The organism is Ornithinibacillus sp. FSL M8-0202 (genome assembly GCF_037975285.1).
Classification (GTDB): Bacteria; Bacillota; Bacilli; order Bacillales; family Amphibacillaceae; genus Ornithinibacillus; species Ornithinibacillus massiliensis.
Map to the genome: position 1 here is coordinate 889,040 of NZ_CP150248.1, position 14,831 is coordinate 903,870.

Below are 14,831 nucleotides of genomic sequence, written 5' to 3' on the forward strand. Positions count from 1 at the left end.
ATAAAAAATGAAAACATGCCAGTACTACTGCTCTTTAGTAGCCTAAGGTGATTTCGAGTTTACATCCTTCGCAATCGGTTGTATCCTACAATACGTAATCGTTCTCCACAACCATTCAAATGGACCAAAGCGAAACTTCTTCAGCCACAGTGTGCTTATCATCATTTGCCCTGCAAAAATCCCTAAACAAATTAGCGTTCCAATGCCAAGACTTACATTACCATACCACCCAAATCCTACAAAAATCACAACGGAAAAGATGGTTTGGAATAGATAATTCGTTAACGCCATTTGACCAGTAAATCGAAGTGCACGTAGTCTTTGTTGCCATTTTTCATGCTGAAGTAATAACGTCAAGGCTGAAATATAAAACAAGCATAACGGAATACTACCAACACTAGTTAACACATAAATGACATAATCTTGTTTAATTCCCCAATCCACTATTCCTAAGGTAAATAAAGCTAATATCGCAGTAAGCGGAATACTGATAAGGAACGTAACAAGACGTATTTGCTTCAGTAGCTTTAGGTACTTCGTTACATATTGGAATACACCAGCTTTCCCTGCAGCCAACCCAATAAGAAACATCGCCAATACTGGTAGCATTGCTAGAATTAGATTGAATAGAATCATTGGTAACTCTGTCCCTAGTCGAAAGTTAACTAACTCTAGGTACCCAGCATTCTGATAAACCTCCGTATAATTAGAAACAGCCCTTTCCACTACGGCTGATGATTCTTGTACCTCCTCTAGAAAAGTACTTGGTATTAATAATGTCAAACTATTAAAGGCATTATAAACTAGTAACAAGCTCCCTGCCCAGATGAGCATGGTTTTAATCTTTCTTTTGTAAAAAAACAATAAGAAAAACCCAGCAAGGGCATAGGTATGCAAAATGTCGCCATACCAAAGTGCAATAAGGTGGATAAGACCAAACAATAATAATGCCAGCATTCTTCTCGTATATAGACTTGTTGCAGCTAAGCCCTTCCCCTCAGCACGACTAATGAAAATATAAAACCCTAATCCGAACAAAAATGAAAAGATAGTAAAAAACTTCATATCGATAAACAGCGTAAAAAATACATCTAACCAATAATCCAATCCCGTATATACCGGTTCCACTCCATACATTGATTTCATAAATATGGCACTATGAAAGGACGGCATATTGACTAAAAAAATGCCAAACAACGCAAACCCTCGAATAATATCAATTGTTACGATTCTCTCTTTACTCGATATTGGCGAATTCTCCAAACTTACTCCCCCTCGGAATACTTGTGTAATTTACCTACAAGTACGTTTAATCAGAAATACGTTTCCCTTGATTATAAGGTTTCAAATTTATAGCCATTTATCTCTATTATATATTTATATCTGGATTAACAATTACTCAAAACAGTAAAATCCGAACATTAACGACAACAAATGATGAAAATGTATGAAAATAGGTTGACTATCATTACTAGAAAGTGATATAACAGGTTATAGCGACATAATTCGACAAGGAGAGAACAACTACATGAGTAATTTTCTTAATCGCATGTTTAAACTGAATGAGCTAAACACGAACATTAGAACCGAAATATTAGCCGGAATAACAACATTTATTACAATGGCATATATCATCATCGTTCAACCTAATTTAATGGGTGCTGCCGGCATGCCTGTAGGTGCTGTGATGGTATCCACTATGATTGTTTCTGGACTATTTTCTATTATTATGGGTATTTTTACAAATCGACCATTTGCCCTTGCACCGGCAATGGGAAGTAACGCCTTTTTTGCATACTCCGTTGTAGCAGCAGGTCTTGCAACATGGGAGACGGCTTTAGGAATGATATTTATTTCTGGTGTAGCCTTCTTGGTCTTAACCTTACTTGGCCTTCGTGAAGCAATCTCCAACATGCTTCCAAAAAATATTAAGCTTGCTATTAGTGGATCAGTGGGTATTTTTATAGTCGGCACTGGTCTTGTGAATGGTGGTATTATCATTCAACGAGAAGGAAGCAACAATATGACACTAGCTACCCTACATGAACCTAGTGTTCTATTAGCCGTAATTGGTATTTTGGTTACGATTGGTTTAATGGCAAGGAAAGTAAAAGGTGCCGTACTATGGGGAATCATTTTAATTACAGTCCTAGGACTTCCATTAGGAATTACCAATTTACCGGATACATTTTTCCAATTACCGCCAAATCCAACATCCATCTTCTTTCAAGTTGATTGGATAGCGGCATTAAAGCTATCGTTCTTCCCGTTAATCTTTACTTTCTTTACCGGTGATTTCTTTTCTTCTCTTGGAACAATATTAGGAGTTAGTGGAAAGGCTGGATTATTAGATAAAGACGGCAACCTACCAGGAATTAAAAAGCCATTTATAGTTGACTCATCTGCAACGATAACTGGTTCCTTACTAGGGGTTACCACTGTCACAACCTATGTAGAATCGGCAAGTGGTGTTAGTGAAGGTGGTAAAACCGGTTTAACGGCTGTTTCAGCAGGGGTCATGTTCTGGATATGTTTATTATTAACTCCTATATTCCTAATGGTTCCATCTGTTGCAACTGCTCCAGCACTAGTAGTAATCGGGATTACTATTTTAGAATCTCTTAAAAATATCAACTATGATAAATTAGATGAATTAGCCACAGCATTAATTACGATACTAGTAACGGCATTTTCTTTCAGTATCGCAAATGGAATTGTGTTTGGAATATTATCCTATGTTGTCATTAAATTAATCACAGGAAAAGTTCGCGAAATTCCTATTGGACTATATTTCTTATGTATTCCACTAGCGTATTACCTTTGGTTAATTTAATAGATTAGTATTGGAGTGAACGAATATGAATCATAATCTGATTTCAGCTGCTCGTGGTGATATACCGTTAGATTTAGCCATTGAAAATATTAAATTAGTTAATGTTTTTACCGGTGAGATTTACCCGGCAGCGATAGGAATTTTTCAAGATAAAATTGCTCATATAACAAAGCCAGGAGTAACAACTTTACAAGCAAAACAAGTGATAGATGGTCAGGGAAAATACGCTATCCCAGGATTAATTGACACACATGTACACATCGAAAGCAGTATGCTGACTCCAAGTACGTATGCGGAAGTAGTTCTGCCTCATGGGACCACAACAGTTGTAACAGATCCACATGAAATTACGAATGTACTAGGAGAAGAAGGGCTTGCTTATATGATTGAAGCAAGTAAGGATTTGGATTTACGAATCCTTACTTATCTCCCTTCCTGTGTACCATCTGCACCTCGTTTAGAAACGTCGGGTGCTGATTTCACTCCTGAACTGGTAGAGAAATTAATACAATGGGACGGTATAGATGGATTAGCTGAAGTGATGAATTATTACGATGTCGTCCATCAAGACCCGCGCATGGCTGGTATTGTCCAAGCTGCACTTGATGCTGGAAAAATTGCTCAAGGCCATGCACCAACGTTAAGTGGGCGTGATCTTTCTGCGTACCTAGTAGCTGGAATTGACTCCGACCATGAATGTCGTACCGGTGAAGAAGCACTAGAGAAACTTCAAGCGGGAATGATTGTTGAAATTCGGGAAAGCTCCTTTTCGTACAATGTAGCACCTATTGCGAAAGTAATTAAAGATAAAGGCTACCTACCTAATGTTTGCTTGTGTTCGGATGATGTAAAAGCGAATGATTTATTACAACAAGGTCATATGAATCATGTGGTTCGCCGTGCAATAGAGGAAGGAATTGACCCAATCAATGCCATTCGATATGGCACCTTGAATGCTGCCAACCGGTTAAGAAGAACCGATATTGGTGCAATCAGCCCTGGTCGAATTGCCGATATCGTTCTACTAGATGATATCAAGACGATGGTAGTATCCGATGTATTCACTTCAGGAAAACTAATCGTGGAAAAGGGTAATCTAATTAGAAAACAAAATGTAATTAATCCTCCTATGCACTTTATGAATACGGTAAAACTATCCGAAATTAAAGAAGAGGATCTATCCATTACAGTAGAAGAACCACATGCAACCGTAGCAAAAGTTAATGCCATCGAATATGATTATGCGCCTGGAATTCCAACGAATTTCCTTGAAGTTACCTTACCGGTTGTTAACGGAGAGGTGAATTTAGGTGAGTATGATGGTAAGAAAGCACCACTAAACTATATCGCTGTTTTTCATCGACACGGACATAATAACAATGTTGCAAAAGGGGTTTTAGCTGGATTTGGAATAATCGAAGGTGCTGTAGCAACCACTGTTGCCCACGATAGTCATAATTTGGCGGTATTAGGGGTAAACAAAACAGATATGAAGATTGCAGCGAATCACTTAAGAGAATCAAATGGTGGAATGGTTGCTGTAAAAAACGGGGAAATCGTTGCTGAACTTAAATTACCGATTGCAGGGTTAATGACAACGGAGAGTGCTGAAGAATTTTCACCACGGATTAATGCTTTCTTGGACCGAATTGAAGCAAGCATGATGCCCGGAAAAAATCCAATCCATCGATTAATAATCGCTACACTTCCTGTTATACCAAAAGCAAAAATAACCGATATGGGATTAGTTGATGTAGATAATCAAAAATTTGTACCATTAGTAATCGAAACACATTAACATCTTTACTATTAAAAACAAGGGATAGTTAAACTGACTATCCCTTGTTTTTATCTTACTTAAGTACTACTTTTTCCAGTACGTACATAACTCGGATTTAAACTAGTACTCCTCTGCCTATGCTGATCATATAAATCCCCAACCCTTACCTGCCTATGAATTCATGTTTTAGCTTTGCACTGATTCAATTTTTTCCCATTCGATCTGAAAATCAGCTAGCAACTTATCCATATATTCGTCACTTGGAACGTTACTTAGTATTTCATCTTGTGAATAAATTTTTCCTCCTTTAATTATGTGATGAATGCTCTTCGTATGTTGAATATCAATCAATGGATTCGCATCTAATACGACTAAATCCGCGATAAACCCTTCTTTTATTACACCCATTTCCTCCATTTGGATAGACCTGGCAGCCTGGATTGTTGCAGCCTGTAATGCCTCTATTTCTGAAAATCCAATTTCTACAAATAACTCTAATTCACGATGTAAAGCCATGCCTGGGAAGGTCCAAATAAGTGCAGGAGTGTCCGTTCCTGCGACAACGGTTCCTCCCAAATCGGCATAGGTTTTGGCAACTGTTTTCGTAAACAGATCTAATATACCGATCTGCTCTTTTAGTAGTGCTTCCTGTTCCGCATTTTTTTCCCAGTGATCGATTAAAATCCCTTCTTTCTTAAGTGACTCGGTTACTTTATTTTTGGGATACCACGGGTTAGGTTGCTGTGTTACTTGGTCCGTAAGCACTAAAGTAGGGCAAAGCTTCACATGATGCTTAAGCATTTCCTCACACAATGCTTTGATTCTCGCCTCATCTGGTTTCTCCCAATCAATATGACGCCACTTTTCTTGATCCGCGGTTGGATGCCAGCCATCATAAAGAGCTTGTACAAATCCTGAAGCATGCTCAAACCATGTCACTCCAATTTCTGCTGCTTCTAAAGCATTCAATTCCTTTGCATGGATGAGATCACAACTTACTTCTAGATTAAATTCTCTCGCCTCTTCCACCACTGCCTGTAAAACCTCTTTCTTTATCAGCCCATACACTTTAATAAATTTTGCCCCTGCTTCAGCCTGTCTTCTCACTTCTTTTCTAGCTATTTCTGGGTCATCAGTTACTAGATTTCCAAAACTGGTTGGTCCCCATAGGCCAGGGGGTCCATCAATCATGCGGTCTGCAGCATATACACGTGGAGTAGGTACATCGAATGGAGCATCAATCATATTCTTAAGTAGAAATACATTTCCCGCGGTGTTACGGACCGTTGTTACCCCTGATGCTAAAAAATGTGGTGCAAATCGTTCTTGAATATGGCAATGCATATCAATTAATCCAGGAATAAGATACTTTCCACTCACATCCACTACACTAATATCATCTGGTAATGCTTCATTTTGTCTATAAATCCTGCTTATTTTCCCATCACAGATTTCAATAGAACCCTCAAAAGAAACTTCATTTTCCACATCAATTATCGTTCCATTCGCTGCAATATAATGCCTTAATTCTTTCATTTCATTATCCTCCTCTAATTTCTTCCGTTATACTAATGGAAAAGAACTTGTTGTATGTTTATTTTAATTTGGATGGTTAGCAATATTTATAAAACTTTCATATAGTGGAATTTGAGGTTAGGTGGTTAGAATATTGAGGAGCTATGGAGAAACCTTTCGAATAATTCGTAAGCAAAAAGGGGTAACGATGAAAGAGCTAGCTGATGGAGTATGTTCCATTTCATTTTTATCAAAATTTGAACGTGGTGATTCGGATATAACACTTGGAATTTTCACAAGAATTTTAGACAAGCTGATGCTCAGTATGGATGAATTTATATATGTACATCACGACTACCAACCAAGCCAGCTCGAACAATTCTTCCAGCTAGTCAATACAGCCTACACTAGTCAAAATTCAGATCGATTAAAGCAACTAAAAGATCAAGAAATGAAAAAGTGGGAGCGTTATGGAATAGAAACATATTATTTTAATGTATTAATGCTTGAGGTTTACGATAGTATGGTGAGCTCCACCATGATGGACGAAAATGTGAATAAAGCGGAAATCGATCTGTTAACAGATTATTTATTTCGGGTCGAAGTATGGGGATATTACGAATTAGCTCTCTATAGCGCTACGATGTTCTTTCTTGATCCTGGTGTAGTGATACAGCTTTCTAAGACAGCATACATAAAAAGCAGCCGTTATCAAGAATTAAAAAAAGCACGTGATACGATTACTGCTATCCTTATCAATACCATTACCTACTTAATAGGTCCAGTTAATCGCTTTCCCGAAGAATTAACATACGAACAGGAAATTACGGAATTTTTCTCCTATCTTGATGCCATACAATTACCCGAAGATAAATTATTTGAACGGCTTAAAATCCTGCAACTAAAGGGAGCCTCAGAGTTAAAGTTAGGGAACAAGGAATCTGGAGAGGCTAAACTACGACAAACCATTCAAATTCTGAGAGATTTAGGTTCGGTGGGAAATGCCAATAACACTAGTCTATATTTAGAGCAGATTTTATCATATATTAAAATATCTAATACAAAATAGTATCGCACCTCCTTGTTAAGAGGTGCGATTTATTATATATGATTCTATAATACTCTTCTCATGGTGATTATTTCTTCAACTAGGATAAAAATTCCCTTAATTCCTCCGACAGTTTTTTTACATCCTTCATCCCTAGATGATATAGGTCGGTTAGTTTAGCTTTACTTCTTTCCACACGTCCAACTTCTAACTTTTCAGATGGGCTGATGACAAACACATTTCCTTTTTTCTCCTCTTCAAATATATAATTTAATGTTTCATTATATACATGGTGACGTCTTTCTATTGCTTTTAATAGACCGGGGTATTGTTTATATTTTTTGCGCATGTACCATCCAAATGATTGTGGCTTTTTAACATAACCTCTATTTCTCGTTAAAATGACGACATTTTTTTGATTCCCGTCTTTTACCGATTGCTTGATTGGAATTGGATCGGAAATACCTCCATCTAGCAAACTTCGATTATCATATTCAACAACTGGTGCGAATAATGGCAAGGAGCTCGATGCCCGAATTATCTTTAATATTTCATCTTTATAATCTTCCCTTTTATAAAAAACAGGCTCCCCAGTCATACAGTCGGTAACACCAATGACAAACTCCTCTTTTGCAGCATAAAATGCATCAAAATCAAAAGGCTCTAGTTCATTTGGTAACACGTCAAATAAAAAATCCATCCCAAAAATTTCTCTTTTCTTTACGAAGTTTCGAAATGATATATAATCGGGATGGTCTAAGTAATCAATCAGAACCGCTCTATTTCGCTCTATTTGCCGCGCGACATAAGACGAACCATTACAAGCACCTGCAGATACACCAATTACATATGGAAGGTATATATTCTGCTCCATTAAATAATGAATAACGCCAGCCGTATAGATTCCTCTGCTTCCTCCACCTTCTAATACTAATCCTGTGTTCTTCAAACATTCCACCTCAAAATCTACGTCTTTTCTTTTTAGATGAAGACAACGTTGTTTTTATTAATACTTCTCCTATTATATATACAAAAAGTGGAAGTTTCTAACTAGTTGCTTCTCATCCGCCTTTTTTATTCTTCTTTTATCATGTTTAGCTTCATTTTAGATCACTGTTTTCTAGGCTGAGATTTAACGCTCTTCTACTGTCTAAATTGAAAAAACTCTCGGTCTTTTACACTCGAGAGCTTTTTCACCTATTCATTAAACGTAATGAATACTATTTCCTCCGTTCAATCATATTAATCCCTATTCCCATCGCCACGACTCCAATTAGTAACATAATCAATAGAGACCTCATAATATCTCCCAATCTACCATCATTAAATATGACAGACATTAATGCATCCATTGCATGGGACAACGGAAATAAGTCAGCAATAAACAATAACACTGGATTGGTTATCGTACCTGGCATCATATAAACTCCACTAATAAGTGGTAATAGTGGTATGACTGAAGGGTAAATGCTTAAAAATTGTTCTGGAGTTTTTACAAATCCAGTAATTAACATAGCAATACTAATCATACTAAAAACAAAAAACGCAGAAATTACGATAATTAGCCCTAAATGATCCCCTAATTCATAGTTCATGACATACTTAAATAGGAGCAACACAACCACAATTTGAAACATGGTTATTAGAAAGCTATATAAAATATATCCGCTATACATACTTACTTTACTAATTGGTGATAATATCATTCGATTCCAAACACCAGAAACTTTATCATGTGTCACATTGTTCACTTTCAAACCTAGGATAAACATAGCAACTAAAAAGGTAAAAGCAAACAATAATTGAGTACTCATGTTAAAATTCGGAAGCTCTTCTCCGTCTAGTCCTCTCGTTTCTATGTGAAATGGTGCGTTTTCAAGGTAGCTATTGATCTTGCTTCGAACATTTTCATCCTCTTCCGCTTCAGCCACTGCGCGAATTTGTGCTTCGCGTTGAAACACTTTTTCCACGTGTTGACGAACTAAAGAAATAGTTGGAAGCTCACTAGCTATGACTAACCGGTAATCCATGTCCATTAATTTTAATGCTACGTCAATTCTTCCATCTGTTACATCTTCACGAGCCTGTTCAGGAGTACCAATTTCGAACGTAAATGAGCTATCCATATTTAACAGCTCTTGCCATTTCTCTACTATTTCAGAGGCATTTTCCTCTTCACTAAAGATAGTAACCTTTGTCGGCGATTGAACACCTCCAGCAAATAAAAGGATACCTAGAATGCTTGCAGCTATAAATAATAGGATGAAAAGCGGGTTTCGCTTATCTTTAATAAATTGCGCCCATAAAACTGACTTCATTATGCTTTCCCCCTTTTTGGATACAAGGCCAAACTAATTATCAAAAATAAAAGGAAGAACCCAATCAAAATCAGAATGGATGTGAAGATGTTTGATAACTCTTCGAACTGAATCCAATTAGTGAGCATTACTAAAGATAGCCCGTTTGGTGTCCATTCACCAATTTTCATAAGCCAATCCGGTAATATATAAATAGGAACAAAGTTTCCACCGATAATACCGAACAATAAAATAAATAGCATAAAGATCCCATTTGCTGTATCAATACTCATCACGCGAAGCGAAATACTTGTGAACATTGCTGCCAAACTAGCAATAGCAATAGCAAGTAAAGTAACAATTCCTATAAGGCCAAGCCAGAAACTTAATGACCTGTCAGCAAAGGCATCAAGGACAAAATGAGCAAATACAAAAATAAACATCATTTGCAGCCAAGTTAAGATGAAAGTAGATACCATTTTTCCAATTAAATAGAGGATTGGATTACTATTAGATAATTGAATACGGTAAAATACTCTTTCTCTAATTTCTACTCCTGCTTTAGTAGCAACGGTCGAGGCTAGAAATAAGGCAAACAATGCTCCCATTGCTATCGTAAAATATTGAGTTAGTGTAAAACTATCACCTGCTCCTACTTTTTCGATTCCACCTTCTGGAGTTACTATCTCTACTTGAGAAGCATCTAATTCCTGTAGTGCAAATTGATAATTCAATTGATCTGTAAACCCCTGAATGATATCAAATAAAATACGATTATTTTGAGTTTCTTTTTCTATTTTTAATTCCAATGAAGTGGTTGGACTCTGTCCGACAAAGGCTGCATATAGACTATCGGCACTAAACCCTTCCGGTATAATTAGAATGCCGTCTACTTCACCATCTTCTGCTTTTGTTATAGCATCTGCTTCTTCAAGCTCTTGTATTGTTACGAAGCTCTTTAAATCATCACTTTCTAGGTAATGTAATAGCATCGAAGCTGGATTCAGCTGACTTGCTTGTTCTACCAATACAGCTACTTCTTCTTTCCCAACAGATTCGTTATCCATTAACTTATCCTTCATTTGGGCTTGTAAGTCTGCATGATTATCTTGATTTACGACCGCTAATTGTAAATCAAGCTCAGACTCTTTATCATTACCTAGCAATCCAGAAAAAACAAAATTTAGTACGACTACTAAAATAATCGGGAGCAAGAGAACTGTAATAAGTTCTTTTCGATCTCGCCACATAATTAATAAATCCTTTTTGATAAAGCTACCCATTCCTACACCTCCTTAATCGCGTAAAGTTCGACCAGTCAAATGAAGGAATACATCCTCCAAACTCGGAGTCTCCGTATGAAAATTAATCATTTTAATATGATGGTTATTGGCAAGGGAGACTAATTCACTGACTAAATTGATCCCTTTATTTGCAATAACTTTTAAATTTACATCAGAAGCTTCTACTTTCCGGACCCCTTCTATCGCTTTCACCTGCTCTACAAACACTTCATTCATCTTGCTTAATTGTACTTTGATGGTGTCCTCTGCGGATAATATGCTTAGTAGCTCACCTTTTGTCCCCGTTGCAATAATTTCTCCATTATCCATAATGTACAATCTGTCACAAAGCTGCTCCACTTCCTCCATGTAATGGCTCGTATATAGAATCGTTGTACCATTCTTTTGATTTAACATGCGTACCGTTTCTAATATATGATTTCTAGATTGTGGGTCAATTCCAACAGTAGGTTCATCTAAGATTAGTATTTTGGGTTGATGTAGTAATGCTACAGCAATATTTACCCGTCGCTTCATCCCGCCTGAAAAAGTTTTTACTAAATCTTTTTGGCGACCTTCCAAACCTACTATCTCCAATGAGCGCTGAATACTTTTTTCGAGGTCATCCCCCTTTAGCTTATAAATCGAACCAAAAAATTTTAGGTTCTCATATGCTGATAGTTCCTGATAAAGCGCTAATTCCTGTGGCACTACACCTAAAATACGCCTCAATTGTTCCGGTTTATTGATGATGTTTTCACCATTGAGCTTTATTTCTCCAGCTGTTGGCTTTATTAATGATGAAATCATCGAAATCGTTGTTGATTTTCCAGCCCCGTTTGGCCCTATCAGACCAACCGATTCTCCGTTATCCAAATATAAATTAACATCTTGCACTGCCTTTTTTCCTTTGAAAGACTTACTTAAACGGATAGTTTCAAGCATGGTTTTCCTCCTTTTTTCTGTTTGATACTTGCATCATAATCGAAAAAAACCAAAGCCACTACTGACTTTGGTCACTTACGATATAGGTACTAGTTACTTTCGTCATTTTTTCTAAACTAATCGATGGCGAATTGCATATATTGCTAATTGGGTTCGATCTCTTAACTCTAATTTATCTAAAATTTGGCTCGTTTGATTTTTTACCGTTCCTACAGATAACCCTAACCGTTCTGCTACTTCCTTATTATTGAGCCCTTCTCCAATACATTTTAAAATGGCTCTTTCTCTTGGTGTTAATGTTGGGTCTACCGATTTATCTGCTTCTTGGTTTTGAAGGAGATAAGGCATTACTTTTGCTGCAACCTGACCTTCCAGTGAGAGTCCACCACTCATCGTACTTTTAATCGATCGTATAAGAGACTCCGTGTCGCCGTTTTTGAGCATGTATCCACTAACTCCAAGCTTCAGCGAATCTACCACGTAATGCTGGTCGTCAAACGTTGTAAGCATTAAAACTTTTATATGCGGGAATCGTGTCCGTAATACCTTTGCGGTTTCAATCCCATCCATTTCTGGCATACGAATATCTAATATAGCTATATCAAAAAGCTGTTTTTCACATAAAGCAACAGCTTCCATACCATTGTCTGCTTCACCCGTTACAATAATCTCCTTATCTGTTTCAATCATTGCTTTTAGACCTTGACGTACCATTACTTGATCCTCTGCTAACAACACTTTAATCATACTGTCCACCTCGTTCTATTAATCGAATAACCCCTTTTACCCTAAATTGATGCTCATCCTGTGTGACATCCAATGAACCTCCAACTTTTTCTAATCGTTCTCGCATTGCTTTCAATCCATATCCTTCTTGAAAATGGTAATTAGAAGTTGTTTGGTTGATTACTTCGAAACGAAAAATACTTCGACCAGGCGATTCAAACATAACACGCGCCTCTCTTGTTGAGCTATGCTTCATAATATTAGTCAGCGCTTCTTGTACAGCACGATATATGGCAAAGGACTGCTCCCCTGAGAGTGGAGCTGCGAAAGCACCATGCTTAACAGAGAAATGAATTTTCATATAGCTTTCTATTTCCAGCTTTCGGATTAGCCTTATAATCCCCTGGAGACCGCCTACTTCTGGTTGAGTAAAGGATTTTACCGCTTTTCTTGTTTCATCTAAGCTTTGACTGATAAGCTCTTTAAGGGTTGTCATTTTCTCTTTATCTTGTTCCACAGCATTTAAACGGAATGCCTCAAATTGCATTAACAAAGCAGTAAGCTTATGTCCAACTGAATCATGGATTTCCCGTCCAATCAGATTACGCTCATCGAGTCTTGCTTGTTCTTCTTCAATCATAAGCTGTCTTTTCATTTTTCTATATTCATCTAATAAGACATCATACTTCTTTGATAGTTCGTTTTCTCTAATATGTACCGTCTGAAAATAGAACAGGGCAGTAATTATTAAACTATGTAAAAGTCCATACCAAACTAATATGGTAGTAGAGAGATTAGCTTCCATCATGATTACGAAAGCACATATTAGTTGAACACCAATCACAATAAAACTCTTCAGGCGATTAAGGTAAAACACCGCTTCGGCAATAATTAACGCATGAATTAGAAATACATATGGATTGAACATATTGCCCATGTGATGAAAAACTCCGATAGTGGTTAGTGCTTGTATGGAGAATAAAATGGTCTGCCAAATTGGTTTATTTGCAGTGATAGGAAGTATAAACAAAATGATGAAAAACACGCACATACTAGTAAGTTGTATCTTATTTATGCCTGATGGAAATGCTAAATAAGCAAATACCCAAACAACACCATAAATAGCAAGCCATATAAAATATGATTTCCTCATGATTAAATGCTCCTTTTAAACTTACCATTTTTTTCATTATACTATGATACCGAGCTATTCAACACCTCCGTCTAAAATTCGAGCTTCTTCAGGTTAGATCCAGATCTTAAGGTATAAAAAAGAAGAAAATGTTTAAATCCATTTTCTTCTTGAAGTACGCTTTGAATTTTCTCTATGATTCTGATTAAATTCCAATACTTGATTTCTTTCTCTTTGTTTTCTCTTGTCCCGCTCAATCAATGAATCTAATTTTTCAACTGCTCTTTCTAGTTCTTCTTCATTTATATCTCCTCTAGCATAAATTCCGCATAAAACACTATAAGCGATTGCCTTTGTTTCTATATTTACAACAAGATCTATATCTGAGTTTCCACTCTTGTCTATCAGCGTTTTTAATTTATTTTCTATTCGCTTTTCCAATATATTCACTCCTCTTGGTGATAAATTTAAAGAGAGGGATACTGCATCAAGTATCCCTCGCAAAGACTCATTAGAAATCAAAATCTTGATCTTGTCTTTGATCTTGGTCCTGATCTGAATCCGCTTCGGACCTAGCACGTACTCTTGCACGTGATTCACTATCTACATTAATATCTAGATCTACTCTTGAATTACCACTATTTTCAACTCTAGCCCTTGCAACATTCGTATTTTTATCTTTAACACGAACATCAGTATCATTATCTACTTCATTATCACTTCTGAAATCTAGTTCATTATCAGCATCGCTTCTTGAATTACTTTTTGAATTACTTCTTGATCTAGAGTCACCAGATCCTCTTCCACTATCCCCAAAGATACTTGGGTTTCTCCATACGTTACTCATAGATTATTCCCTCCTTTTTGTAATAGTCGCTATATTATATTCAAATAGATATCATATGCTTAGATGAACTCCCTATTAAACGATAGTCAAAGATATATTTTTCAAATTAATACGTTATTAATCTAGTATAAATCCCCTATAAGTTATATCTTTCCTAAAGAATAGAAAAGGCCTATTTTTATTTGTTGCTAAAAGTCCGGGAATAATAACATTGGTTAAATCCCTTTCAAAATCAGTTACCCTCGTCATATATATTAGATACACGTCTATATAATAAACACTTGGTAATGAGCTTAATTTTAAATTCCTCACTGCACTTAGCCATAAAAAACCCCCGAAAGTTAGTTTTCACTTTAACGTTCGGGGGTCGATAATCGTTCTATAATAAGTTATTTTTATCATTATTCGTAAATATTACCTTTTAT

13 protein-coding genes are annotated in these 14,831 nt (G+C 36.6%); 3 read left to right on the plus strand and 10 right to left on the minus strand.

Going from position 1 to position 14,831, the window contains the following annotated elements; genetic code table 11:
- Nucleotides 1-42: 42 nt before the first annotated feature.
- On the minus strand, nucleotides 43-1,263 hold the full coding sequence (locus MKY78_RS04505) for a DUF418 domain-containing protein (RefSeq protein WP_186871046.1): 1,221 nt from the start codon (nucleotides 1,261-1,263) through the stop codon (nucleotides 43-45).
- Between the two features lie 265 nt (nucleotides 1,264-1,528).
- On the opposite strand from MKY78_RS04505, the gene MKY78_RS04510 reads away from it, so the two are divergent.
- Together MKY78_RS04510 and ade are read left to right on the plus strand one after the other, a co-directional pair.
- Nucleotides 1,529-2,833 (plus strand): NCS2 family permease, encoded by a 1,305-nt coding sequence (locus MKY78_RS04510; protein ID WP_211741969.1) that lies wholly within the window; start codon nucleotides 1,529-1,531, stop codon nucleotides 2,831-2,833.
- A 25-nt stretch (nucleotides 2,834-2,858) separates the two neighbouring features.
- Nucleotides 2,859-4,631: an adenine deaminase gene (gene ade / locus MKY78_RS04515; protein WP_339216567.1), complete on the plus strand. Its 1,773-nt coding sequence runs from the start codon at nucleotides 2,859-2,861 to the stop codon at nucleotides 4,629-4,631.
- A gap of 168 nt (nucleotides 4,632-4,799) precedes the next feature.
- Here the strand turns inward: ade and MKY78_RS04520 are convergent, their stop codons facing one another.
- The gene (locus MKY78_RS04520) at nucleotides 4,800-6,149 is read right to left on the minus strand and encodes an amidohydrolase family protein (RefSeq protein WP_339216569.1); all 1,350 of its coding nucleotides are present in this window, start codon (nucleotides 6,147-6,149) and stop codon (nucleotides 4,800-4,802) included.
- 133 nt (nucleotides 6,150-6,282) lie between these two features.
- Between MKY78_RS04520 and MKY78_RS04525 the strand changes: the two genes are divergently transcribed.
- Entirely contained in the window at nucleotides 6,283-7,197 is a 915-nt protein-coding gene (locus MKY78_RS04525; protein ID WP_339216571.1) for a helix-turn-helix domain-containing protein, read from the plus strand.
- A gap of 79 nt (nucleotides 7,198-7,276) precedes the next feature.
- On the opposite strand, the gene MKY78_RS04530 is transcribed toward MKY78_RS04525, so the two are convergent.
- The 8 genes from MKY78_RS04530 to MKY78_RS04565 form a co-directional block, all read right to left on the minus strand.
- On the minus strand, nucleotides 7,277-8,125 hold the full coding sequence (locus MKY78_RS04530) for a patatin family protein (RefSeq protein ID WP_339216573.1): 849 nt from the start codon (nucleotides 8,123-8,125) through the stop codon (nucleotides 7,277-7,279).
- Between the two features lie 271 nt (nucleotides 8,126-8,396).
- Nucleotides 8,397-9,494, minus strand: coding sequence for an ABC transporter permease (locus tag MKY78_RS04535; RefSeq protein WP_339216575.1), 1,098 nt, complete (start codon nucleotides 9,492-9,494; stop codon nucleotides 8,397-8,399).
- On the minus strand, nucleotides 9,494-10,756 hold the full coding sequence (locus tag MKY78_RS04540) for an ABC transporter permease (RefSeq protein ID WP_339216577.1): 1,263 nt from the start codon (nucleotides 10,754-10,756) through the stop codon (nucleotides 9,494-9,496). The genes MKY78_RS04535 and MKY78_RS04540 overlap by 1 nt, the downstream gene beginning before the upstream one ends.
- Before the next feature lie 12 nt (nucleotides 10,757-10,768).
- Complete coding sequence (locus MKY78_RS04545) at nucleotides 10,769-11,701, minus strand: ABC transporter ATP-binding protein (RefSeq protein WP_339216579.1); 933 nt, start codon at nucleotides 11,699-11,701, stop codon at nucleotides 10,769-10,771.
- 111 nt (nucleotides 11,702-11,812) lie between these two features.
- On the minus strand, nucleotides 11,813-12,448 hold the full coding sequence (locus MKY78_RS04550) for a response regulator transcription factor (protein WP_339216581.1): 636 nt from the start codon (nucleotides 12,446-12,448) through the stop codon (nucleotides 11,813-11,815).
- A complete protein-coding gene (locus MKY78_RS04555; protein WP_339216582.1) occupies nucleotides 12,441-13,580 on the minus strand; it encodes a sensor histidine kinase in 1,140 nt (379 codons plus the stop codon). Before MKY78_RS04555 ends, MKY78_RS04550 begins: the two co-directional genes overlap by 8 nt.
- 132 nt (nucleotides 13,581-13,712) lie before the next feature.
- Nucleotides 13,713-14,000 carry a hypothetical protein gene (locus MKY78_RS04560; RefSeq protein WP_186871035.1) on the minus strand — a complete coding sequence of 96 codons (288 nt, stop codon included), beginning with the start codon at nucleotides 13,998-14,000 and terminating at the stop codon, nucleotides 13,713-13,715.
- Between the two features lie 70 nt (nucleotides 14,001-14,070).
- On the minus strand, nucleotides 14,071-14,406 hold the full coding sequence (locus MKY78_RS04565; protein WP_186871034.1) for a hypothetical protein: 336 nt from the start codon (nucleotides 14,404-14,406) through the stop codon (nucleotides 14,071-14,073).
- Nucleotides 14,407-14,831 lie beyond the last annotated feature (425 nt).

Excerpts from the sequence above, each read along its gene's own strand:
- MKY78_RS04510 (WP_211741969.1), top strand. The coding sequence starts at position 1,529 with ATGAGTAATTTTCTTAATCGCATGTTTAAACTGAATGAGCTAAACACG.
- ade (WP_339216567.1), top strand. The coding sequence starts at position 2,859 with ATGAATCATAATCTGATTTCAGCTGCTCGTGGTGATATACCGTTAGAT.
- MKY78_RS04520 (WP_339216569.1), bottom strand. The coding sequence starts at position 6,149 with ATGAAAGAATTAAGGCATTATATTGCAGCGAATGGAACGATAATTGAT.
- MKY78_RS04535 (WP_339216575.1), bottom strand. The coding sequence starts at position 9,494 with ATGAAGTCAGTTTTATGGGCGCAATTTATTAAAGATAAGCGAAACCCG.
- MKY78_RS04540 (WP_339216577.1), bottom strand. The coding sequence starts at position 10,756 with ATGGGTAGCTTTATCAAAAAGGATTTATTAATTATGTGGCGAGATCGA.
- MKY78_RS04545 (WP_339216579.1), bottom strand. The coding sequence starts at position 11,701 with ATGCTTGAAACTATCCGTTTAAGTAAGTCTTTCAAAGGAAAAAAGGCA.
- MKY78_RS04550 (WP_339216581.1), bottom strand. The coding sequence starts at position 12,448 with ATGATTAAAGTGTTGTTAGCAGAGGATCAAGTAATGGTACGTCAAGGT.
- MKY78_RS04555 (WP_339216582.1), bottom strand. The coding sequence starts at position 13,580 with ATGAGGAAATCATATTTTATATGGCTTGCTATTTATGGTGTTGTTTGG.
- MKY78_RS04565 (WP_186871034.1), bottom strand. The coding sequence starts at position 14,406 with ATGAGTAACGTATGGAGAAACCCAAGTATCTTTGGGGATAGTGGAAGA.